This is a genomic window from Pseudomonas sp. AC112 (assembly GCF_979253545.1).
Genome location: NZ_CEEDCM010000001.1, coordinates 5,767,077 through 5,788,805, shown reverse-complemented (window position 1 = coordinate 5,788,805; position 21,729 = coordinate 5,767,077). Strand labels below are relative to the sequence as shown.

Genomic DNA, 21,729 nt, shown 5'->3' with positions numbered 1-21,729 from the left:
ATGAGTGACGGATTTTCCCGCCGAGTGTTCCTCGGCAACAGCCTGGTGGTCGGCGGCGGCTTGCTGCTGGGCGGCTGCGACAGCGGTGCGGCCTCCCAAGGCGCGACGGCCTTGCTGGGTAAACCTGTGAGGGGCGGGCGCTTGCGCATCGGCATTATCGACGGCGACCAGTCCGGCAACCTCGACGCGCACAAACCGGTGGGCGGCGGGATCATCCGTGGCTGGGCGCTGTACAGCAAGTTCTGGGAATGGAACACCGACGTCAGCACGCGCCTGGCCCTGGCCGAGTTTGCCGAGCCCAACGCCGACGCCAGCGCCTGGACCATTCGCATCAAGCCGGGCCTGGAGTTTCATCATGGCAAGACCATCGGCGCCGACGACATGCTGTTCTCACTCTTGCGCCTCACCGATCCCAAGCTGGCTTCGCCCTTTGCCGGGCTGGTCGGCGCCATCGACCGCAATGCCTTGCGCAAGCTGGACGAACGCACCATCGAGATCCGTTTCAAACAAGGCCAGAGTTTCTTCCCGCTGGATGAAACCCTGATCAGCTTCGGCGGCATCGTGCCCACCGACTACGACCCGATCACCAATCCGGTGGGCGCCGGCCCCTACAAGCTCAAGCGCTTTGTACCCGGCCAGCGCTCGCTGTACACGCGGTTCGAGAACTACTACAAACCCGGCCAGCCGTATGCCGATGAGCTGGAAATCATCGAGTTCAAGGACCAGGTCTCCCGCGTGGCGGCCTTGCGCGCCGGGCAGATCGACGTGGCCAGCGGCGTGCAGGCCGAGCACAGCGCGTTGCTCAAGGCCGATTCACGCCTGTCGTTGTGCGTCTCGCCGAGCACTTCGTTTACCGGTTTCAACCTCAACCTGGCCAAGCCGCCGTTCGATGACGTGCGCGTGCGCCAGGCCTTCCGCCTGCTGGCCGACCGGCAGGAACTGGTGGACCGTGGCCTGAATGGCTTTGGCCGCGTCGCCAACGACCTGTATTCGCCCCATGACCCCACCTACAACCACGCCATCGCCCAGCGCCCGTACGACCTGGACCAGGCGCGCGTGTTGTTGCGCCAGGCCGGGCACACCGATTTGCGCGTGGAGCTGACCACCACCCCAGGGCCAGGTGTGAATGCCGCGCTGGTATTGGCGCAGCAGGCGAAAAAGGCTGGTGTGGAGGTGCATGTGACCCAGGTCGACGGCGCCGTGTTCAATGGCCCGCAGCGAGAGCAATGGCAACTGTCGCCAGGCTCGACACCTGCCCGAGGCTTCCTGGCTTCGGCGCTGCACAACGACGCGCCGCTGGCGATCTACAACCGCAGCAATTTCCGCGATGAGCGCTTCGACAGCCTGTATCGCCAGGCCCTGGCCCAACCCGATCTTGAGCGGCGCAAAAGCCTGGTGCATGAGGCCCAGCAGATCCAGCACGAACGCGGCGGCCTGTTGATCTGGGGTTTCAGCGATGTGCTGGACGCGGCTTCCGTGAAGGTCGGCGGCCTGAATCCTGAGCAGACCACCTTCGCCTCCTGGCGTTTTGATGAGTTGTGGTTGAACCATGTCTGAGCCGCAATGCAAAACCCCACGCACGCCGGCGTGGCTGTCGTGGTTTATCGGGCGCCTGGGCTACGGTCTGCTGACCGCCTGGGTCATCAGCCTGGTGGTATTCATCGCCACCCAGGCCCTGCCTTCGGACCCGGCGCGAGTGATCCTCGGCCCGGATGCGCCGCTGGACAGCATCCTTACCCTGCAGCATCAATTGGGGCTGGACCAGCCGATCCTGTGGCAATACTTGCGCTGGGGGAGCGCCGTCTTGCGTGGCGACCTCGGTGTGTCGCTGGATTCGAATGCGCCCGTCAGTCATATCCTGTGGGACCGCTTCGGCTACACCCTGGCATTGCTGGCCGGCGTGATCGCGGTGGTGGTGCCGGTGGCGCTGGCGCTGGGTGTCGCGCTGGCGTTGCGCCGGGACAGTCGCCTGGATCGCTGGAGCCTGTCGCTGTTGATCTTTCTCAAGGCCACGCCGGGCTTTCTGTTGGCGATAGGCCTGGTGCTGCTGTTTTCCATGCCGCACATGGACTTCTTGCCGGCGGTGTCGATCCTCGACCCGGACCAGTCGCTGCTGCGCCAGCTCAAGTTTCTGACCCTGCCGGTGTTGGCCCTGAGCCTCACCGCATTGCCTTATCTAACGCGGATGGTGCGGGCGGCGATGATCGAGGCGTTGGAATCCGATTACGTGATCGCCGCTCGCCTGCGCGGCATTCCGCACCGGCGCATTGTGTGGCTGCACACCTTGCCCAACGCGCTGGTGCCGGCGATCCAGGGCGTGGCGCTGACCCTGCGCACGCTGATCGGCGGCGCGGTCTTGGCCGAGGTGATCTTCAGTTACCCCGGCATTGGCACGGCGTTGAACGCGGCGATCCAGATGCGCGACCTGCCGATGATCCAGGCGATTGTGCTGGTGATCACCCTGGCGGTGGTGCTGGTCAACCTGCTCGCCGACCTGCTCACTGTATTGCTCACACCCAAGCTGCGCACCGCGCGCCGGGTCACGCTGATTCAACGCAACCGCCGGGGCATCACGCCGTGGTGGCGCCGTTCCCGAGGTGATGCATGAACGAGCCGCAAATCCGTAAAGGCGCACTGATCACATTGCTGGTGGTTGCCTTCGCGTTGTTCGGCCCTTGGCTTGCGCCCCATGGTTCAACGGACATGGTCGGCCCGGTGTATGGCGCGCCTGCCGGGGCTGCCTGGCTGGGGTTTGATTTTCTTGGGCATGATGTGCTGTCGCGGTTGCTCAATGGCGGCTTGTCGGTGTTGTGGATGTCGGTGGCCGCCGCGAGTATCGCGCTGGCGGTCGGCAGCACGTTGGGCCTGCTGGCGGGCTTGTCGCGGCGGCGCCTGGACCAGTTGATTACCTGGTCGGCGGACGTGTCCCTGGCGTTTCCCGACCTGATCCTGGTGCTGCTGATCGTGTCGATGCTGGGCCGCGCGCCATGGCTGATTGTGTTGACCGTGTCCATCGCGTTCATTCCCGGGGTGATCCGCCTGGCGCGTGCCAGTGCGGTGGCGGTGGCGGGACAGGAGTTCGTCGAGGCGGCGCAGATGATGGGTTACTCGCGCTGGCGCATCCTGTTCAAGGAGATCCTGCCGAATATCCTCACGCCGTTGCTGGTGCACTTCGGCAACATGCTGACCTGGGGCGTGGGCATGCTGTCGGGCTTGAGTTTTCTCGGTTATGGCGTGGCGCCGCCCACGGCGGACTGGGGCCTGATGATCAATGAAAACCAGGCCGGCCTGCTGGTGCAGCCCTGGGCGGTGCTGGCCCCGGCGGTGCTGATCGGGGTATTTGCCTACGGCACCAATATCCTTGCCGAAGGCATCGGCCGGCGCAGCGCACGGATGGGAGAAAAGCAGCCATGAACGCAATCACCGAAATCGACACCGGGGTCCTGCAGGTGCATGACCTGCGCGTGGAGTTGCCGGGGCAGGTGGATGTGGTGTCGGGCATCTCGTTCAGCCTGCAGGCCGGGGAGATCCTCGGTTTGGTCGGCGAATCGGGGTCGGGCAAGACCACGCTGGCCACCGCCTTGCTCGCCCATGCGCGGCGCGGCGCGCGGATTGTTGGCGGCCAGGTGCAGGTCGACGGCCAGGCGCTGTTGAGCCTGGAGGGCGAAGCCTTGCGCCGGGCGCGTGGCAGCCTGATCGGCTATGTCGCCCAGGACCCGGCCACCGCGCTGAATCCGGCGCTGCGCGTCGGTCACCTGTTGCGCGAGACCCTGGCGGTGCATCCGTCGGGCCTGGATCGTGCGGCTCAGCAGCAACGTATCAATGAAACGCTGCGAGACGTCGGTCTGCCGGACGATCCGGAGTTCCTGCGGCGCTTTCCCCATCAACTCTCCGGGGGCCAGCAACAGCGGGTGATGCTGGCGCTGGCATTCGTGCTGCGCCCGCGCCTGATTGTGCTGGATGAGCCGACCACCGCGCTGGATGTCAGCACCCAGGCGCATATCCTCGCCACGCTGCGGCGCCTGTGTAAAAGCCAGGGTGTGGCGGCGGTGTATGTGTCCCACGACCTGGCGGTGATCAAGGACCTGGTGGACCGGGTGATGGTGATGTATGCCGGGCGCATTGTGGAAACTGCCAGCCGCGATGCGCTGTTCAGCCGGCCGTCCCATCCCTATACCCGAGGGTTGCTGGCGGCGATCCCGGATGTGGCGGGACGTCGCGCGTTGCAAGCGATTGCCGGGCACGCGCCGGCACCGGGGCAACGGCCACAGGGGTGCAGTTTCGGGCCGCGCTGCGAGCGGTTTGCCTCAGTGTGCGCGTTGCAGGAGCCGGCGTTGCAGGTCCGGGAGCCGGGCCATGCGGTGGCCTGTCTCGTCCCCCATGACCAGCCGTTGCAGGCAATCGCGTTGACACCGATTGCGGCTGTTACCGCGCAGGCCGAAGCACCGTTGCTGTCCATCCGCGGCTTGAACGTAGCCTACGACCGGCAGGTGCTGTTCGACATTGCATTGCAGGTGCAGCCGGGGGAGTGCCTGGCGTTGGTGGGCGAGTCCGGCTCCGGCAAGACCAGCCTGGCACGGGCCGTCGCCGGCCTGGGGGAAAATGCCCTGGGTGAATTGCACTACGCTGGCCGCCCACTGCCGTTGCAGGCACGCCAGCGCGATGCGGGGTTGCGTCACCAGATCCAATACATCTTCCAGAACCCGTATCGCGCGTTGAACCCGCGTCAAACCGTGTACCAGACGCTGAGCGCGCCCTTGGAACACTTCTTCGCGGTCAAAGGCGTTGCGGCGCGGCAGCGGGTCGAGGCGGTGCTCAAGCGCGTGTCGCTGCCGGCCTCGGTGGCCGATCTTTACCCCCACAGCCTATCGGGTGGCGAACGCCAGCGCGTGGCCATCGCCCGTGCGCTGCTGTGCGAACCCAGGCTGCTGATCTGCGATGAAATCACCTCGGCACTGGACGTGTCGGTGCAGGCATCGATCCTCGACCTGCTGCGCCAATTGCAGCGCGAAGGGCTGACCTTGTTGTTCGTGACCCACGACCTCGGCGTCGTCCGCGCCATTGCGGACCGCGTGCTGGTGTTGAAGGTGGGCAGGGTCGTGGAGCAGGGCGCGGTGGATGAGGTATTGGACCAGCCGCAGGCGGCGTATACCCGCACGTTGCTGGAGCATTCGCCGTCGTTGGGGTGACGGGCACCGCTGCGCGGTGATCGCCGGCAAGCCGGCTCCTACAGGTGTGTGTCGTACACATGTACACGCGATCCACTGTAGGAGCCGGCTTGCCGGCGATGGCGTCCTCAACAATCACACCCATATCGCATCCCACAACGGATAATCATGCACGCGCCGTACAATACCGGCCCGCAATGGGTTGGCGATGATATAGCGCGCAACGGCCTGCAAATCTTCCTCCCGCCTGATGGCGCGGTCATGAAAACCCTTTTGCCAAAAACGACCCGACCGCCCCAGGCGCGCATTGATGGCGCGGGCGCTACGGGATTTTGTCGCCAGCATCAGCGCTGGCAAGGTGCTTTGTTTGAGCTCGAGCAGCCAATGAAAATGATCCGGCATCACCACCCAGGCCAGCGAGTCGGCAAGGCCTTCGATTTGTGCCTGACGAAATTGATGAACCACTAAACGACCGACTTGCCAGTCTGCAAAGACAGGCTCGCGGTGTTGGGTGACAGCGCTGAGCATGTAGATCTGACCACTTTCGGAGTAACGGCCAGTGCGAAGGTGTTTAGCGTGGGGGCGTGTGGACAATCCTTGTCCTCCTGATATGAATACAGGCAGATAAGGCTAGTGCGGCGGCAGGGGATTTGAGGTGAGACTTTGGCGCTGGATGTGACTGGACGGACGCTATCGCCGGCAAGCCGGCTCCTACAGGTGTGTGTCGTACGCATAAACATCGGTACACAGGATCCACTGTAGGAGCCGGCTTGCCGGCGATGGCGTCATGCGCCGCTACGCAACGCGTGCCTGCCTGCGCCGCGCTTCTTCACGCACCGCCGGGATGATCCACCGTCCATAATCCACCGTGTCGTACAACGGGTCATACCCCCGGTTCAAGAACGTGGTCACGCCCAGGTCCACATAATCCAACAACGCCTGCGCGACGGTTTCCGGGGTGCCGACCAGGGCGGTGGTGTCGCCGTAGGCGCCTACGGCGGTGGCGGTGGGCATCCATAGAGCGCGGTCGTGCCGGTCGCCCAAGGCTGCGGCGGCCAGCAGGCGTTCCGAGCCGGTGCCCTTGATGCGTTTCTGCCAGGGGCTGCCGGCGGCAAACTGTGGGTTGGCCTTGATCTGTTCCAGGATCTGTTCGGCACGTTGCCAGGCCAGTTCCTCAGTGGCGCCCAGGATCAAACGCACCGACAAACTCACCCGTGGCGCTTCAACGCCCGCTGCCGCAGCGGCGGCCTTGAGCTTGGCAATCTGCTCCGCCACGCCACTCAACGGCTCGCCCCACAGCGCATACAAATCCGCGTGCTTGACCGCGATCTGGTAGGCGATGTCCGAAGACCCGCCAAACGAAATCGGGATGTGCGGCTGTTGCAACGGCTTGACCGGTGAAAACGCGCCTTTGATGTTGAAGTACTTGCCCTCGAAATCGAACGGCTCGTCGGCGGTCCAGGTGCGCCGCACGATCTCCAGGTACTCATCGGTGCGTTGGTAGCGCTCGGTCTTGTCCAGCAGGAAGTCGCCTTCCTGCGGCTCGGCGGTAATCCCGGTGATTGCGTGCAGGCGGATGCGCCCGCCACCGGTGGTGTGGTCCAGCGTGGCGAAGGCTCGGGCGGCAACGGTGGGCGCGGTGAGGCCAGGGCGGTGGGCAATCATGAACCCCAGGCGCTCGGTATGCGCCGCCGCGTAGGCCGCGATCTGCAGGCTGTCGGCGCTGCCCGGGCCGCTGGCGATCAGTACGCGGTCGAAGCCGGCATGCTCATGGGCGCGGGCATGATGGCGGATAAAGTCGAGGTCAAAATCCGGGCTGCGCACGCCACGGGTTTCAGACCACTGGCGGGGGAAAATCATGCCGACAAATTCAATGGACATGGGACGCTCCTGGGGTGGATCAGAATTGATAGTCGACCTGGGCCAGCAAGGTGCGGCCAGGCATGGGTTGCAAAAAGGTGTTGGTGGAGCCGGCCAGGCCGCTGACGAAGTTGAGTTCGTTGGTCAGGTTGAGCACCCGCAAGGTGGTGCTCCACTGCGGCTGGCGGTAGTACAGGGCGAGGTCGAGGTTGTACTCGTTGGGGATCTTTACCGTCTTGCTCAGGTTCAGGTACCAGCTGCTGGTCCACCAGCCGGAGAGTTCGGCGCCAAAGCCGGAATCAAAGCGGTAGTCGACATAGCCGCTGGCGGTGTACTCGGGAATCTGCACCGCGTCATAGCGTCCGGAAGGCCGCTGATTGAGGCTGTTGTTATCGCCAAACACCGTGCCGTTGTCGGGGATGAACCCGGCGGACGCAAACCCGGCTTGGGAGGTGAACTCGTTGTAGGCGCTGAGCTTGGACAGGTTGAGGCCGCTGCGCAGGTGGTCATCCGGTTGATAGCGCACGGTGGCTTCCACGCCCTTGATCTGCAGCCGCGCAATATTGTTATTGCTGTCGGGCGCCTGGTCCCGGGCTTGCTTGAACGCCGCCAAGGTCATGAACAGCTGGTTGGGCACCGCTTCGACCTTGACCCCGACCTCATGCAACACGCTCAGGCTCTGGAACGCCAGCGGGTTGAGCTGGTTGGCGCCGGCGCCACTGCCCCAGCCCAGGCCGTTGGAGAAGAACCCGGTATTGACCGCCAGCGAGCGATCGAAGGTGTAGTACAGCGTGGTGTTTTCAGTGGGTTTTACGTAGGGGCTGACCTGGAAGGCAAACAACCGATAGTTGTCGCTGTCCTGGCGCCGATTGCCGCCCGCGAGGGTGAAAGGGTTATGGATCTCGGCGTCGATCCAGCTGCGACTGGCGCCGATGTTCAGGCCGACATAATCGCCGTACTTGAGGTTGTGCTGGCTGAACAGGGTCTTGGTGGTCCAGGTGCTTTCCGCGGTGTAGGGCGCCAGGGATTCGGCATACAGCCCATGCCCGGCCGCGTACATCGGCGGCAGGTTCAGCCAGCCGTAGTAGTTGGAATATTGCGGCACGCCGGGCTGCCCGATCCACGTGCCGTTGCCACCGGCCGGGTTGCTGCCGTCGAGGCCCAACAGGTCGCCGGGGTTTTTGCCGGAAGGATTCTGGGTCAGGTCGTAGGCGTTGATGGTGGAACCGAAGCTATTGTTGGCGGCAATCGACTGGTTGAATTCGCGGCGGTAGATCAGGCCGGTGTTGCTGTCGTCCCGCAGGGTCCAGCCGCCCAGCCGGGTTTCGTTGCGCGAGCGGAACTCGAAACGGTTATCGAAAATCGTGTCCTTCGATTGCACCTGGAAGGCACCCACGGCATCGGTGATGTCCTTGGAACGTTCATAGAACGTGCTGTTGGCCACGGTGATGGTGGGCGACAGGTCGGCTTCAATGCGCAGTTGCGTGGTAAAGCGCCGCGAGCTGCTTTCATCTTCCTTGCGCTGCCCGGCCTGGGAGGACAAGGACTGCTCGCCATTGCCTGCCAGCGTCGGGTCATACACCCAACCGCGCAGGCTGCCGGGGTTGGCCTGGGTATTGGGGGAAGCGGCCTGGAAGCTGCCGTCGACCACGCTGTACTGGCCCTGGGCATTGCGCTGGCGTTGCACCCAGCCAAGGGTGGGGGCATCGGCGGCGCCGGAGGCCAGTACCGGCGACCACAGGGTGTTGCCATTCTGGATGATCGGCGTGGCACGGCCGGCGTAGTACTTGCCGTGGTCTACCAGGTCCTGGGTAGCGCGGTTCCAGCCGTGGGTGATGTTGTAGTCGTAGTAGTTGTCGTAGCTGGCGTTCCAGTCCACGCGCACATTGTCGTTGCGCCAGGCCAGGGCGCCGTAGAACGCGTCGAAGTTGTTGTCGACGTTGTCGTAGAAGTCTTGCTGGCGCTGCTTGGTGATGCTCAGGCGATAGGCCAGGTTGTCAGTCAAGGGGCCGGTGTTGTCGATACTGAACTTGTTGGAGTTGCGCGATGTGCCGTCCGGTACCCATGAGCCCAGTTCGCCGCTGAGCTTGGTCTTGAACTCATTGAAGTTGGGCTTTTTGCTCAGGTAGTTGACGTAGCCGCCGCTGCCGGACACCGAGCCGTAGGTCACCGAGGACGGCCCGGCAACGATATCGGCGCCTTCATAGGCATTGAAGTTGGCGGGGTGACGTACGGCATAACCGCGCTGGCCGTCCTGGAAAATTTCCGACCCCTGGGCACGGAACTGCGGGGCGATCCCGGCATTCTGGCCGCCGCCACGGGTGATCCCCGGTGCATACTTGACCAGGTCGTCGGCACTGTGGATCGAGCCGTTGGCCAACTGTTCGGCGTTGATCTGTACCACTGAGCGCGGGGTGTCGAGCACCTTGGTCTCGGTGCCGCCATACACCGAGGTCGGTGGACGGGTGGGCAGGGCGTCGTCATCCGACTCGCTGCTGCTGGCCTGCACGGTGACAGTCTGCAATTGGGTGTCGGCGGCAAAAGCCTGCAGCGGCAGCGTTGCGGCCAGCAGCAGGGGTAAACGCAAGGCGATAGCGTGCATGGCAGAAATGCCCCATAAAAAATGAGTGAAGGGCGCACGATCTTTTGTAGGAGCCGGCTTGCCGGCGATGGCGTCCGTTTGATCGGCGCAGGGCTTGAGGGCCCCATCGCCGGCAAGCCGGGCTCCTACAGAGGGGGGTGCGGTTTCATTGGGTCAGGCGGTGTCTTTGAGCCAGAGCTTCTCGAAGCGCCAGGTGCTGAACAATGACGCTTCCGACTGCGCACCGCCGACGCGGGTGGACACGCTGTCGAGCAGGTCGGCGTAGCCCCAGATCAACATGCCGCCGCGTTCGTACTGGATCTGCTGCACCTGGTGCACCAGGGCCTTGCGTTTTTCCAGGTCGGGCTGGGCCATGGCCGCCAGGAACAGCTCGCTGAACTGCGGATCGTTGAAGTGGGTCTTGTTCGATACCGCAAAGGGCGCATCGGTGTGGATCGCACTGGCCAGGAACGGCGCGCCGATGCTGCCGCCGGTGCTCAGGGTCCAGTCGTTTTTCAGTGGCCCCTGGAACGTCGCCAGGTCCACTTGCTTGACCTTCAGGGTCACACCAATGCGCTTGGCTTGCTCGGCCAGCACCAGCGCGGAACTCAGGCCGGGGCCGGGGGTGGTGATCAGTTCCACCTCAAGGTTTTCCTGGCCGGCTTCCTTCAACAGTTGCGCCGCGCGTTGCGGGTCGTAGGGGCGTGGGCCGAGGCTGTGGTTGAACGTCGGGTCGCTTGGCGCATACAAGTCGTTGGCGACCCGGCCCTGGCCGTTCAGTGCACGACGCACCAGTTCCTCACGGTCGGCCAGCAGGCGAAACGCTTCGCGCACCCGTGGGTCGTTGAAGGGTGGCTTGTCCAGGTTCATGTCGAAGGACAGCCAGTTGCCTGTCACGGACTTGATCACCTGCAGGCGCGGGTCTTTTTGCAGGATCGGCAGTTGCTCGGTGGGCAGCACATTGGCCATGTCGATCTGCCCGGCACGCAGGGCGGCGAGGCGCGCGACCTGGTCCTTGAAGTCGATGATTTCCAGCTCATCGGCGTAGGGCTTGCCGTCCTTGTAGTAGTTTTCGAAGCGGGTGAACAGCGAACGCTGGCCGGGGGTGAAGCTTTTCAGCTTATAGGGACCGGCGCCCACCGGGTTGGTGACCGGGTGGTAGTCCACCGGCACGATGCCGCCGAAATTGACCCAGGTTTCCGCCAGCGGCATGTAGCTGCGACCTTCTCGGAAGCTCAGGCGCACGGTGCGGTTGTCGAGCTTGACCAGGTTGTCGCGGTCGACCCAGTGCAACAGCGCGGCATAGGGCGAGGCCAGTTGCGGGTCGGTGAGGCGACGGATCGAGAAGATCAAATCGTCGGCGTCGATGGTCTTGCCATTGTGGAACTCCAGGCCCGGACGCAAGCGCAAGGTCCAGGCACTCGCATCGGCGTTCGGCTCGGCCAGTTCAGCCAGGGCCAGGCGCGGTTGCATCTGCTCGTCCCACTCCCATAATTTGCTGTACAGCGCAAAGCCGCGAACGATGCCGCTGCCCACCGGTTTGTGCGCGTCCAGGTTGCCGCTCTGGTTGCCATCGAGAATGCCCAGGCGTAGCCGCCCGCCATAACGTGGTTGGTCGTCGCCGGCCACCACGGCAGGCGCGTCGCTGGGGCCGCAACCGGCCAGCAGCAGGCCGCCGCCGACCGTTGCGCTGTAGCCGAGAAAGTCCCGGCGGCTCAAGAGTAGGGTCATCGCATCAGGCTCCACCGTTGGCCGAGTGCAGTTCACGCAGAGGTTCCTGTGCGCGGCTCAATTCGGCGCGCTCGCTGCGAAAGTGCGGCAGGATGTGCTCGCCGAGGCGATAGGCTTCTTCCAGGTGCGGGTAGCCGGCGAGGAAGAACAGATCGATGCCGATGCTGTTGTACTCGCGAATCCGCGCCACCACGTTTTCGTAGCTGCCCACCAGTGCACAGCCGGGAGGGATGCCGATGTAACCGAAGCCGGTCCACACATTCGGGTGAATGAAGAAGTCATCAAACCCCTGGGCCTCGTTCTTCTCGGCAAAGCCATGCTCGTAGCTCAGCTTGCGCGCAGTGCGCAGCCCGGCATGGGCGGCCACGGCCTTGACCGCGCCACGGGCGATGCCTTCGTCGAAGAAACGCTTGGCCTCGGTGCGCGCCAGCTCTTCGGTTTCGCGGGTGATCACGTCGATCGACAGGCCGAAGCGGATGTCGGTCTGCCCCCATTTGAGTGCGCGTTGGCGCAGGTCGGCGATCAGCGCGGCGATTTCATCCGGGTGCTCGGCGCGCATCAGGTAGAAGTCCGCGTGCTTGGCGGCAAACTCCCGCGCGGCAATCGAGGAACCGGCGGTGCAGATCAGCGGCAACTGGGCCTTTTTCAACGGGCCACGCAGGCCACCGCCGTCAGCTTTGTAGAAGGTGCCGTCGTAGTGGAAGGTCTCGTTGTGCCAATAGCCCTTGACCACGTCCATGAACTCGGTGGCGCGTGCATAGCGCTCGTCATGGTCGCTGTAGTCGCCGACCTGGCGCTGGATCGCATCCGAACCGCCGTTGATGATGTTCCACACCAGGCGATTACCGGTGGCGCGCTGGTAGGTGGCCGCTTGTTGCACCGCCACCCACGGGGTGTAGTGGTAGGGCTGGAACGCGGTGACGAACTGCAGGGTGCGTGTCTCGCGGGCCAGCAGCGAGCAGACCGTCCACGGCTCTTCGCCGGTGGGCGCGTTGACCATCAACGCACCGCCAAACCCGTTGATCTCAGCCGCCTTGGCGATCTGGCCCAGGTAGTCGATGTAGGTGAAGTGGTCGCCCACACTGAACCCGGAGACCGCGCCGGTGCTGTTGGCGCCGCCGCGATGCCAGTCGCCACGGTTGCGTGGGTCACCGGGCAGGAACTGGGTTTCACCGTGCAATGGCAGGCGAGTGAAGAATTCAATGCTCATGAAGCCTCCTGCTTACTGGGCGGTCGGGGCGCAGACCGGGGTGATCGGCTGGTCGTTGATGACCTTGTGGGCGAACGGAATCGAGTCCTTGAGCGACGCATTGACCGTGGCACTGTGGCCCAGGCCCTTGTACAGGTGGCCTTCGACCACGGAACCTGCGTTGCACGCGTCCTGCATCAACTTGACCTGGGTGGCGGCGGCGGGGGTGGTGTCATCGGCGCCGGTGCCGATTAAGATCGGCTTGGAGGTCTTCAGGGTCGGGTACGAAACCTGCGCCAACCAGGGTGCGAGCTGCTTGCCCTTATAGTCTTTCTTGGTGTTGGCGATGCTCAGGCCCAGGCCTTCGACGTCGCCTTCGAGGGCAAACAGGCAACTGGTGCGAGCCTGTTCGAAGATCGGCAGAGCCTTGTCGGTGTAGAAGTCCGCCGGGTTGATGCTCGGGTCGTATTGCTGGGCCGCGAGCAAAGTGTAGAAACCGTAGGCCAGGGTCGGGTCGACCTTGTTGCGCACCTCTTCGCTGGGGTTTTTCGCGTAGTCGAGGGTGTAGATCACGCCCGTGCCGATGCTGCCCTTGACGCCGAGGTCGGGGGCGTAGGTAGCGGCATAGGCAGCTGCCGCAAAGGCACCGGCACCGCCCTGGGACTGGCCGACGATCAGCACTTTGTCGGCCAGGCCGGGGACGCTGGCGACCACGGCCTTGGCGGCATCGAGAATGCCGTAGGCGGCCATGCGGCTGTTCAGCAATGGGTGGCCGCCGGGGACACCAAGGCCTTGATAGTCGGTGGCGACCACCGCAAAGCCTTCTTCCAGCCAGCGATTGAGGTAAGCCACATCGCGGTAGGAACGGCCTTGCCAGGACGGCGCGCACACGTCCGCCACGCCGACGGTGCCATGGCCCCAGCTCGCCACCGGCCAACCCCCCGCAGGCGCCTTGCCCTTGGGCAGGAACAGCGCGCCGGAGACCACGATCGGCGTCTTGTTATCGATGCCATCGGTGGAGGTGTAGAGGATGCGTTGGGCGCTGGCGGCATTTGCCAGGCTCAGGGTCTTGTCCAGCGGCTCGCTGCGCAGCAGTTTGCCGGGTGTGGCCGGGATGGCTTTTTCCCAGGTGTAGAACGCCGAGACGCGGCCGTCACCTTGCAGCGGGTCGGGTTTCGGTGCATGCACATCGGCGGCAAAGACGCTCATGGACAAGGCCAGTACGCTGAGACCGAACGCGAAGGAGTGTGGCAGTTTCATCAATCATTTCCCTATCAAGGATTAGTGCTGACCTGGCCGCGCAGGGCCGGCCAGTAGTCGGTGAGTTTCAGGTCGATCAGGGCCTGGTTAGTGAAGCCGGTGGCCAGAGACGGGCCGATGTCGTAGGTATCTCGAATCAGGTGGTTGGCCAGGGCGTAGGCGGTCAGCGCCTGGTAGTGGGCCTTGAGTTGCGCATCGCTTTTTGGCGCCCAGCGTTCTTTCCAGGCCACTGGGTCGTTCTGGTCGTCGCGGCGCAGCACGCTTTCGGCGGTGCCGGCGCGGGAGGACAGCTGGTAATAGGCATCCTGGTTCTGTGCTTGGGAAATCCACCAGGCGGCCTTGACCCAAGCGGTTGCGAGTAATTGAGTGATGTCCGGGTGCTGCTGGACGAAGGTGTCGGTGCCCCATAAATCGGAGACCAGGCGCCAGTCATTGCTGCCTTGCTTGGTCGACCAGATGATCTTGCCCACGCCTTTGTCTTCCAGGGCATAGGCTTCGCTGAGCAGCATGGCCGCATCGACCTTGCCGGCCGACACCGCCGCCGCGCCGACCTGCGGGTTGAGGTTGGCGATCTTGAAGTCGTCGAGCTTCAAGCCCTTGCTGGCCAGGAAGTTACTGAACGCAAACTCCCATGGTCGCCCCCGGTGCAGCGCCAGGCGCTTACCCTTGAGGTCTTCGATGGTCTTGGCGCTGGAACCTTCGGGCACCACCAGGTAGATGTTGTTGCCGCTGCCGCCGGGCACGATCAGCTTGCCCGGCACACCACCGGCCCCGGCGATCACCGAGGGCAAGTCGCCGCGTACGGCGAAGTCCAGGCTGTTGTTGCTGAAACCTTCGTTGATCTGCGGACCGGCGCCGGCGTGGGGCAGGGCGATCCACTCAAGCTTCACGCCGCGCTCGCGCAATTGCGCTTCCAGCCATCCCTCTTCGATCACCCGCCCGGCGATGCCGCCGAATACCGGTTTACCGCCTTGGGTAAAGGCGACGATGGCGATTTTTACCGAGGCCGGCTCAGCGTGGACCGTGCTGAATGCCAGCACCCCGAACAGCGCCGCGACGGTCTTGCGCCAAAGGTTTTTCATGGGCGTTCTCCCTACCTGAATGGACAACCCCCCTGTAGGAGCCGGCTTGCCGGCGATGAGACCGTTGAGCCTTGCAGCGCCTGAAAAAACGCTCTCGCCGGCAAGCCGGCTCCTACACGGGAATTGTGTTGGCAGGAAGAGAGCAGATTGCATGCCAGTCGCTGGGAAAATCGCTCTAGGCAGCATGCTGCAAGGGTTTCAGCGGTAGCTGCGCGGATGCCGCCTCACCCCCGCTGCTGATGTGCAAACACGCAAGTGCTGGCCGATTGCTGCTCCAGCAGCAGTCCATGGGCGGGGTGTTGGTATATTCGATCAGGGAATATATAAATATTAATTAATAATTAAATGGTATAGAAAACTTCATGCACTATTGAGCACGCGCTTTTAATGCCAGGAATGCACCATGTCGCTGATCACCCATCCCAACGCCCGCGAATTGACCAAGTCGGTGCGTGCCACCGTGCTGGTCTTCAAGGACCCGCGCTCACAGGAATTACTCGCGCGCATCGAGCGCCTGGCGCCCAGTGAAGCCAACACCTTGATCATCGGCGAGACGGGCACCGGCAAGGAATTGGTCGCGCGGCATATCCACAATCTGAGCCGTCGTGGCCGTGAACCCTTTGTCGCAGTCAACTGCGGTGCGTTTGCCGAAACCCTGGTGGAAAGCGAACTGTTCGGCCATGAAAAGGGCGCGTTTACCGGCGCCACCACCCACAAGGCTGGTTGGTTCGAAGCGGCCAATGGCGGCACGTTGTTCCTTGATGAGATCGGTGATTTGCCGCTGAACATGCAGGTCAAATTGCTGCGCGTGCTGCAGGAACGTGAAGTGGTGCGCCTGGGTTCGCGCACGCCGATTCCGATCAACGTGCGGCTGGTGGCGGCCACCAACGTCAACCTGGCCGACGCGGTGGTGGCCGGGCATTTTCGCGAGGACTTGTTCTACCGTTTACACGTCGCCACTATCCGCCTGCCACCGCTGCGTGAACGTCCGGGGGATATCCTGCCGCTGGCCGAGTTCTTCCTCGAAGAACACTGCCAGCGCCTGGGCTACAACCGTGCGAGCCTGAGTCTGGAAGCCGAGCGCAAGATGCTCGAACACAGTTGGCCGGGCAACATCCGTGAGCTGGAAAACGCGATTCACCACGCCTTGCTGGTGTGCCGCAACCAGCGCGTACAGCCGGCGGATTTGCACCTGGTGGACATGCGTTCCTCGGGCATTCGCCAGGACGAAGCCAACCACGCGCCGCCGGCCCTGAGCGGGCCCGTGGATCTGGAAAGCGCGCTGAATGCCTTGTTCGAGCAGAACATTCCCGACCTCTACGAACACATCGAAGAGACGATTTTTCGCGCGGCTTATCGCTACTGCCACGGCAATCAGCTGCAGACCGGCCGCTTGCTGAATATCAGCCGCAATATCGTGCGCGCGCGCCTGGAAAAAATCGGCGAACTGGGCAAGCCGGTGTTACTCGACGGTCAGTAATGCTAGGTTTTCGAACTTCCCTGACCGCTGGAGGGTTCGACGTTGATCCGACTTGCTGACTACATCGCCTATATTTGCGACTCGGTGCTGGCGCCCTGGGCTGCGCTGACGCCCTGGGCACTGGCCACCCAGGCGCCTGCGGTCGTTCGCCAGTTGTTGGCTGAACTGCCCGCCGACGAATACGTCATCCAGGATGAAATCGCCATCCACCGTACCGCCACTGTGGAGGCAGGCGCGTTGCTCAAGCCGCCCCTGATCATCGGCGCGCATTGCTTTATCGCCAGCGGTTCGCTGTTGCGGGGCGGATGCTGGCTGGATGAGCATTGCATCATCGGCCCCGGTTCCGAATTGAAAACCTCCTTCATGTTCAGCGGCGGCAAACTGGCGCACTTCAATTTTGTCGGTGATTCCGTGCTGGGCCACGGGATCAATCTGGAGGCGGGGAGCATCGTCGCCAACTACCGCAATGAACGCGATGACAAGGAAGTGCGGGTGCGGGTCGACGGCACCTTGCAGCGCACCGGTTGCGACAAATTTGGCGCGTTGCTCGGTGACCAGTGCCGTATCGGCGCCAATGCCGTACTGGCGCCGGGGGCGGTACTCACGCCGGGGAGTGTGGTAGGACGCGGGCAGGTGTTTGATGGAGAAGCCTGCGTATAAACGCAATGTTGAAAAGGGCATGGTGTGTCGGCACGATATTAAATAGAATGAATCTCATTTGAGACTCACTCGCGCCGCGCAGGTCGCTAGCCATGAATGATGCTGTTGTTCCGACCCACGCCCCCGAACTCACGCTGTCGAGCCTGTATCGCGACCACCGTAGCTGGCTGGAAAACTGGCTGCGTCGGCGCCTGGGCAATGCCTGGGATGCTGCGGACCTGAGCCAGGATACGTTCTTGCGGGTGCTCGCCAGCGCCCAGCCGATCGCGCAGATGCAGGAGCCGCGCGCTTATCTGGTGACCGTCGGCAAGCGCCTGCTGGTGAATTTCCATCAGCGCCGTAGCCTTGAGCAGGCCTACCTGAATGCCTTGGCGAGCCTGCCGGAAGCCTGCGTGCCGTCGCCCGAGCAGCGCTGGCTGGTGCTGGAAACCCTGCAAGCCCTGGACGAGTTGCTCGATGGCCTGCCGGTGCTGGTGCGCCGCGCGTTCCTGTGGAGCCAACTGGAAGGCCTGGGCTATCGGCAGATCGCCGAACGCCTGGACGTGTCCGAGCGCACGGTCAAACGCTACATGGCCCAGGCCTACGAGCATTGCCTGCTGGTGGACCTGTGAGTCGTGACGTTGCCCGTGCCGCCGCGCAGTGGCTGGCGCTGCTGGAGTCCGGCGCAGCCTCCGAGCGCGATCACGCCGCGTTGCAGCACTGGCGCGACAGCCATCCCCAGCATGAACAGACCTGGCAAAAAGCCCAGACCCTGCGCCAGCGTTTCAGCGACTTGCCCCAGGCCTTGGCGATGGCCAGCCTCGACCGTCCGCAACCGGGACGCCGTGCCGTGCTCAAGCGTGCCCTGGGTATCGCTGCACTGGTGCCGACCGCCTGGCTGGTCAGCCGTCAATTGCCCCTCGAGGCATGGCGCGCCGACCTGCACACCGCCACCGGCGAGCGTAAACGCATGCCATTGGCCGACGGCGGTAGCCTGCAACTCAATACCGCGACAGCGGTGGATATGGACCTGGCGCAGCGGCGCATCACCCTGGTGGACGGTGAGTTGGCGCTGAATCTACCCGGTGGCACGGCCATGACCGTACAGACCCGCTATGGCGAGTTGAGCGTCAGCCAAGCCGAAGTGTGCGTACGCCAACTGGCCAGCGGCTGCCTGGTGTCGGTGCTCAAGGGCGCGGTCCAGGTGCGCGACCTGAGCGGACACAGGGCAACGCTGCAGGGTGGGCAGCAAGCGCCGCTGAACGCCGATGGGCTGGGTGCCTGGGCGCCGTTTGATGTATTGCAACTGGGCTGGCGCGACGGTGTGCTGACCGCGCAGAACCAGGCGCTGGGTGACTTCCTGCGGGAGCTGGAGCGTTACCGGCCGGGTGTGTTGCGTTGGGAGCCGAGCCTGGAAAGTCTGCGGGTTACCGGCAGTTTTCGCCTGGACGAAACTGACCGCATCCTCAACCTGCTGGCCTCGACCCTAGGGCTGCAATTGCACGCACGCACGCGCTATTGGGTCACCCTCACGCCGCGCAACTCCCTGACCTGACACCCCCCGGTAGGAGCCCGGCTTGCCGGCGATGGCGTCCTCAAAATCGCCATCGCCGGCAAGCCGGGCTCCTACAAGGGTGGGGTCAGATAACGTGGGCGCGTTGCAGCTCGGTCAAGGACAGCGCCTTGAGCTGCGCCAACAGCGGATCACGCCGGTCCCTGGGGTGGGGCAAATCCACCGCAAGCGCCTGGCGAATACTGCTCGGCCGGTTGTCCATCACCAGCACCCGGTCACTCAGGTACAGCGCCTCGTCCACATCATGGGTCACCAACAGCAGGGCGATGGCATGGTGTTCGGCCAATTGCAGCAGCAGGTCCTGCAGCTTCATGCGGGTAAAGGCATCCACCGCGCTGAAGGGTTCATCCAGCAGCAACACCTGCGGGCGTGAATACAGGCCCCGTGCGATGGCCACCCGTTGCGCCATGCCGCCGGACAACGCCTTGGGCAATGCCTGGGCAAACCCCTTGAGGCCGACTTCGTCGATCAGTTGCGTAACCCAGGCCTTGTCGTAGTGCTTGTCATCGCTGAAACCGATGTTCTGTTCCACCGTGAGCCAGGGCATCAGCCGGGGCTCCTGGAACACAAAGGCGACTTCGCCATCGGGGCTGCGCAGTTCGCCCTGGAAGTCTTTTTCCAGGCCGGCGACGATGCGCAGCAAAGTGCTTTTGCCACAACCACTGGGGCCCAGCAGGCTCACGGCTTCCCGAGGTTGCAGGGCCAGGCGCACGTCTTTCAGCACGGTAGTGCTGGCGAAGCTTTTACGCGCGACGTGAATGTCCAACAGCGATTGCGTGCTCATTGTGCTGCTCCCTGGAATGTGTCTCGCCAGGCCAGGCAGCGCTTTTCCAGCGCGGCGAGCAGGCCATCACTGACTTTGCCCAGCAGCGCCAACACGATGATCGCCGCCAGCACGATGTCCGGCCGTGAAGTTTCACGCCCATCGCTGAGCAAGTAACCCAGGCCCTTGGTGGCCGCGATCAACTCCGCCGCCACCAGAAACATCCACGCCAGGCTCAAGCCGCTGCGCAACCCGGTAAACAGGCCGGGCAGGGCGGCCGGCAACAAGATGCGCCGCACCAGGCGCCAGCGACTGAAGCCATACATTTGCCCGACTTCCACCAGCTTGCGGTCGATATCACGAATGGCGGCGACACCATTGAGGTACACCGGGAAAAACGCGCCGATGGCAATCAGCACGATCTTCGACGTCTCGTCGATGCCCAGCCACAGCAGCAATAGCGGCACCCAGGCCAGGCTCGGGATCGAGCGCAGCCCGGCGAAGGTCGGTTCCAGATAGGCTTCGGCCTCACGGCTCAAGCCGACCCAGGCGGCAAATACCAACGCCAGGCTGGCGCCAATGGCGAAGCCCAGCAGCACGCGGCCGAGACTGGCACTGATGTGTTTCCACAACGCCCCTTCAGCGAGATCCGTGAGGGTCACGGCGATCTCACTGGGCGCCGGCATCTGGTACGACGGCAGCCAGCCCACCCGAACCACCACCTCCAGCACCAGCAGGATCAGCACCGGCAACACCAGGCCCTTGAGCCGCCTCGGCCAGGCACTGCGGTTGATCGTCACGGGTGTTGCCAGGGACAATGTTTGGGTTTTGCTGGTCATCACGCGCTCCTTAGTGGCCGAACGAGGTGTCGATCAACTGGTCGATCACCTGATCCACATTCACGCCTTTGCGCACTAACTCTTCGGACACCAGGATCGGTGCCGCCGCTTTGGACGACACTACATCCTTGCTGCTCAAGAACGGTGTGCTCAGGTCGGTACGCGAGAGTTGCAGCTTGGCCACTTCCAGCGGCAGGCCAGACTCGTCGGCCAGCAGCTTGGCGAATTCATCCGGGTGTTTCACCGCCCAGTCCCGGGCTTTTTCATACGCGCCCAGCACTTTGGTGATGGTCTGCGGATGCGCTTTGGCGAACTTCTCGGTGACGCTGACCACGCCGTAGCTGTTGAAATCCTTGTTGCGGTACAGCAGGCGCGAACCGGCCTGGATTTCGCTGGCGGCCATGTGCGGGTCGAGGCCGGCCCAGGCGTCTACGTCACCTTTCTCCAGGGCGGTGCGGCCATCCGGGTGCTGCAGGTGCACCAGTTCCACATCGTCCTTTTTCAGCCCGGCCTTTTGCAGGCTGCGCAGGGTGAACAGGTACGGGTCAGTGCCTTTGGTGGCGGCGATCTTCTTGCCTTTCAGGTCGGTGACGCTCTTGAATGGCGAATCCTTGCGCACCACCAGGGCGGTCCATTCGGCGCGGCTGTAGACGTACACCGACTTGATCGGGCTGCCATTGGCGCGGCTCAGTACGGCGGAGAGGCTGGCTGACGAGGCAAAATCCACACCGCCACTGTTGAGGTATTCCAGGGAGCGGTTGCTGCCCTGGCTCAATACCCAGCCCACCTTGGATTGCGGCAAGGCTTGTTCCAGCCAGCCGAAATGCTTGAGCACCAGGCTGACGGGTGAGTAGTAGGCATAGTCCAGATTGACTTCGGCGGGATCGGTTTCGGCGGCATGGGCCAGGGGTTGCAGGCACAGGGCGAGCGCGCAGGCGCCGAGTAAGCGTTGGGTGAAGGGTTTCATGGAACAGCTCCGGCAAGGCGTTGAGAGAAGGTTTTTCTTATATTCAGAAAAATGAATCGGCATGTTCCATCATGCTTTTCAGGAATATGCAGTCTCTGTGCCATCTCTATCGGACGCGTGTTTGCTGGGCTTGCGGAGGATGAGGCTGTAGCGGGAACGGGCAAACTGTTGATCAACTGTCGGTGGTGCAACAGCTTGCATATATCTGTATCGAATAAATAAAGAGTTATATATTCCTTTTAATGTCTTCGTCGATGGCGCATTTTGAGGGCCTGCGCATTCGTGCGGATTGACCCAACAGCCAAAAGGAAAGCCGACATGACCATTAAAGCGATCAACGTGCGCAACCAGTTCAAGGGCGTGATCAAGGAGATCCTACTGGGGGAAGTGGTGTCGGAAATCGACGTACAGACCGCGTCCGGCATCGTTACTTCGGTGATCACCACCCGCTCGGTGCGTGACCTGGAATTGAAAGTGGGCAGTGAAGTGATTGCCTTTGTGAAGTCCACCGAAGTGTCCATCGCCAAACTCTAAAACCCCGCACACCCCATGTAGGAGCCGGCTTGCCGGCGATGAGTCCAGCAGGATCAACGTTGA

At 63.3% G+C, this 21,729-nt stretch carries 19 protein-coding genes; 9 read left to right on the top strand and 10 right to left on the bottom strand.

Annotated features, from left to right (window positions below; translation table 11 throughout):
- The 4 genes from AC0IYN_RS26945 to AC0IYN_RS26930 are packed head-to-tail and all read left to right on the top strand — an operon-like array spanning nt 1 to nt 5,189.
- Complete coding sequence (locus AC0IYN_RS26945; RefSeq protein ID WP_457240404.1) at nt 1-1,557, top strand: ABC transporter substrate-binding protein; 1,557 nt, start codon at nt 1-3, stop codon at nt 1,555-1,557.
- Nucleotides 1,550-2,608, top strand: a complete 1,059-nt coding sequence (locus tag AC0IYN_RS26940; RefSeq protein WP_457240405.1) for an ABC transporter permease — start codon at nt 1,550-1,552, stop codon at nt 2,606-2,608. The genes AC0IYN_RS26945 and AC0IYN_RS26940 overlap by 8 nt, the downstream gene beginning before the upstream one ends.
- Entirely contained in the window at nt 2,605-3,414 is an 810-nt protein-coding gene (locus AC0IYN_RS26935) for an ABC transporter permease (protein ID WP_457240406.1), read from the top strand. Before AC0IYN_RS26940 ends, AC0IYN_RS26935 begins: the two co-directional genes overlap by 4 nt.
- The gene (locus tag AC0IYN_RS26930; protein WP_457240407.1) at nt 3,411-5,189 is read left to right on the top strand and encodes a dipeptide ABC transporter ATP-binding protein; all 1,779 of its coding nucleotides are present in this window, start codon (nt 3,411-3,413) and stop codon (nt 5,187-5,189) included. The genes AC0IYN_RS26935 and AC0IYN_RS26930 overlap by 4 nt, the downstream gene beginning before the upstream one ends.
- 114 nt (nt 5,190-5,303) lie before the next feature.
- Here AC0IYN_RS26930 and AC0IYN_RS26925 read toward each other — a convergent pair whose 3' ends face one another.
- The 7 genes from AC0IYN_RS26925 to AC0IYN_RS26895 form a co-directional block, all read right to left on the bottom strand.
- Complete coding sequence (locus tag AC0IYN_RS26925) at nt 5,304-5,762, bottom strand: REP-associated tyrosine transposase (protein WP_406599782.1); 459 nt, start codon at nt 5,760-5,762, stop codon at nt 5,304-5,306.
- A gap of 201 nt (nt 5,763-5,963) precedes the next feature.
- Nucleotides 5,964-7,049: an LLM class flavin-dependent oxidoreductase gene (locus AC0IYN_RS26920; RefSeq protein ID WP_406599783.1), complete on the bottom strand. Its 1,086-nt coding sequence runs from the start codon at nt 7,047-7,049 to the stop codon at nt 5,964-5,966.
- A 19-nt stretch (nt 7,050-7,068) separates the two neighbouring features.
- Nucleotides 7,069-9,630: a TonB-dependent receptor plug domain-containing protein gene (locus AC0IYN_RS26915; protein ID WP_471844142.1), complete on the bottom strand. Its 2,562-nt coding sequence runs from the start codon at nt 9,628-9,630 to the stop codon at nt 7,069-7,071.
- A 153-nt stretch (nt 9,631-9,783) separates the two neighbouring features.
- Nucleotides 9,784-11,340 carry an ABC transporter substrate-binding protein gene (locus tag AC0IYN_RS26910; protein WP_406599785.1) on the bottom strand — a complete coding sequence of 519 codons (1,557 nt, stop codon included), beginning with the start codon at nt 11,338-11,340 and terminating at the stop codon, nt 9,784-9,786.
- 4 nt (nt 11,341-11,344) lie between these two features.
- The gene (locus tag AC0IYN_RS26905; RefSeq protein ID WP_471844140.1) at nt 11,345-12,550 is read right to left on the bottom strand and encodes an LLM class flavin-dependent oxidoreductase; all 1,206 of its coding nucleotides are present in this window, start codon (nt 12,548-12,550) and stop codon (nt 11,345-11,347) included.
- Between the two features lie 12 nt (nt 12,551-12,562).
- Complete coding sequence (locus AC0IYN_RS26900; RefSeq protein ID WP_471844138.1) at nt 12,563-13,789, bottom strand: alpha/beta hydrolase; 1,227 nt, start codon at nt 13,787-13,789, stop codon at nt 12,563-12,565.
- 14 nt (nt 13,790-13,803) lie between these two features.
- Nucleotides 13,804-14,871, bottom strand: coding sequence for an ABC transporter substrate-binding protein (locus tag AC0IYN_RS26895; protein WP_471844136.1), 1,068 nt, complete (start codon nt 14,869-14,871; stop codon nt 13,804-13,806).
- A 403-nt stretch (nt 14,872-15,274) separates the two neighbouring features.
- Here AC0IYN_RS26895 and AC0IYN_RS26890 point away from each other — a divergent pair, with 403 nt between their 5' ends.
- The 4 genes from AC0IYN_RS26890 (at nt 15,275) to AC0IYN_RS26875 (ending at nt 18,545) form a co-directional block, all read left to right on the top strand.
- The gene (locus AC0IYN_RS26890) at nt 15,275-16,351 is read left to right on the top strand and encodes a sigma-54 interaction domain-containing protein (protein ID WP_078048263.1); all 1,077 of its coding nucleotides are present in this window, start codon (nt 15,275-15,277) and stop codon (nt 16,349-16,351) included.
- Between the two features lie 42 nt (nt 16,352-16,393).
- Nucleotides 16,394-17,011, top strand: coding sequence for an LbetaH domain-containing protein (locus tag AC0IYN_RS26885; protein ID WP_471844134.1), 618 nt, complete (start codon nt 16,394-16,396; stop codon nt 17,009-17,011).
- A 92-nt stretch (nt 17,012-17,103) separates the two neighbouring features.
- On the top strand, nt 17,104-17,622 hold the full coding sequence (locus AC0IYN_RS26880) for a sigma-70 family RNA polymerase sigma factor (protein ID WP_406599790.1): 519 nt from the start codon (nt 17,104-17,106) through the stop codon (nt 17,620-17,622).
- Entirely contained in the window at nt 17,619-18,545 is a 927-nt protein-coding gene (locus tag AC0IYN_RS26875; RefSeq protein ID WP_471844132.1) for a FecR domain-containing protein, read from the top strand. Before AC0IYN_RS26880 ends, AC0IYN_RS26875 begins: the two co-directional genes overlap by 4 nt.
- 85 nt (nt 18,546-18,630) lie before the next feature.
- Here AC0IYN_RS26875 and AC0IYN_RS26870 read toward each other — a convergent pair whose 3' ends face one another.
- Genes AC0IYN_RS26870 through AC0IYN_RS26860 form a run of 3 tightly spaced genes read right to left on the bottom strand, consistent with a single transcriptional unit; the run spans nt 18,631 to nt 21,132 of the window.
- Nucleotides 18,631-19,347: an ABC transporter ATP-binding protein gene (locus tag AC0IYN_RS26870; protein ID WP_471844130.1), complete on the bottom strand. Its 717-nt coding sequence runs from the start codon at nt 19,345-19,347 to the stop codon at nt 18,631-18,633.
- A complete protein-coding gene (locus AC0IYN_RS26865) occupies nt 19,344-20,165 on the bottom strand; it encodes an ABC transporter permease (protein ID WP_406599986.1) in 822 nt (273 codons plus the stop codon). Before AC0IYN_RS26865 ends, AC0IYN_RS26870 begins: the two co-directional genes overlap by 4 nt.
- Before the next feature lie 10 nt (nt 20,166-20,175).
- Nucleotides 20,176-21,132: an aliphatic sulfonate ABC transporter substrate-binding protein gene (locus tag AC0IYN_RS26860; protein WP_078048269.1), complete on the bottom strand. Its 957-nt coding sequence runs from the start codon at nt 21,130-21,132 to the stop codon at nt 20,176-20,178.
- Nucleotides 21,133-21,450: 318 nt separating this feature from the next.
- Here AC0IYN_RS26860 and AC0IYN_RS26855 point away from each other — a divergent pair, with 318 nt between their 5' ends.
- Nucleotides 21,451-21,666, top strand: coding sequence for a TOBE domain-containing protein (locus AC0IYN_RS26855; protein WP_003173733.1), 216 nt, complete (start codon nt 21,451-21,453; stop codon nt 21,664-21,666).
- The last annotated feature ends 63 nt before the right edge of the window (nt 21,667-21,729 follow it).

What these genes read in the sequence shown, in the direction of transcription:
- AC0IYN_RS26945 (WP_457240404.1), top strand. Translation starts at nt 1, where the DNA reads ATGAGTGACGGATTTTCCCGCCGAGTGTTCCTCGGCAACAGCCTGGTG.
- AC0IYN_RS26940 (WP_457240405.1), top strand. Translation starts at nt 1,550, where the DNA reads ATGTCTGAGCCGCAATGCAAAACCCCACGCACGCCGGCGTGGCTGTCG.
- AC0IYN_RS26935 (WP_457240406.1), top strand. Translation starts at nt 2,605, where the DNA reads ATGAACGAGCCGCAAATCCGTAAAGGCGCACTGATCACATTGCTGGTG.
- AC0IYN_RS26930 (WP_457240407.1), top strand. Translation starts at nt 3,411, where the DNA reads ATGAACGCAATCACCGAAATCGACACCGGGGTCCTGCAGGTGCATGAC.
- AC0IYN_RS26920 (WP_406599783.1), bottom strand. Translation starts at nt 7,049, where the DNA reads ATGTCCATTGAATTTGTCGGCATGATTTTCCCCCGCCAGTGGTCTGAA.
- AC0IYN_RS26915 (WP_471844142.1), bottom strand. Translation starts at nt 9,630, where the DNA reads ATGCACGCTATCGCCTTGCGTTTACCCCTGCTGCTGGCCGCAACGCTG.
- AC0IYN_RS26910 (WP_406599785.1), bottom strand. Translation starts at nt 11,340, where the DNA reads ATGACCCTACTCTTGAGCCGCCGGGACTTTCTCGGCTACAGCGCAACG.
- AC0IYN_RS26905 (WP_471844140.1), bottom strand. Translation starts at nt 12,550, where the DNA reads ATGAGCATTGAATTCTTCACTCGCCTGCCATTGCACGGTGAAACCCAG.
- AC0IYN_RS26900 (WP_471844138.1), bottom strand. Translation starts at nt 13,789, where the DNA reads ATGAAACTGCCACACTCCTTCGCGTTCGGTCTCAGCGTACTGGCCTTG.
- AC0IYN_RS26895 (WP_471844136.1), bottom strand. Translation starts at nt 14,871, where the DNA reads ATGAAAAACCTTTGGCGCAAGACCGTCGCGGCGCTGTTCGGGGTGCTG.
- AC0IYN_RS26890 (WP_078048263.1), top strand. Translation starts at nt 15,275, where the DNA reads ATGTCGCTGATCACCCATCCCAACGCCCGCGAATTGACCAAGTCGGTG.
- AC0IYN_RS26880 (WP_406599790.1), top strand. Translation starts at nt 17,104, where the DNA reads ATGAATGATGCTGTTGTTCCGACCCACGCCCCCGAACTCACGCTGTCG.
- AC0IYN_RS26870 (WP_471844130.1), bottom strand. Translation starts at nt 19,347, where the DNA reads ATGAGCACGCAATCGCTGTTGGACATTCACGTCGCGCGTAAAAGCTTC.
- AC0IYN_RS26865 (WP_406599986.1), bottom strand. Translation starts at nt 20,165, where the DNA reads ATGACCAGCAAAACCCAAACATTGTCCCTGGCAACACCCGTGACGATC.
- AC0IYN_RS26860 (WP_078048269.1), bottom strand. Translation starts at nt 21,132, where the DNA reads ATGAAACCCTTCACCCAACGCTTACTCGGCGCCTGCGCGCTCGCCCTG.
- AC0IYN_RS26855 (WP_003173733.1), top strand. Translation starts at nt 21,451, where the DNA reads ATGACCATTAAAGCGATCAACGTGCGCAACCAGTTCAAGGGCGTGATC.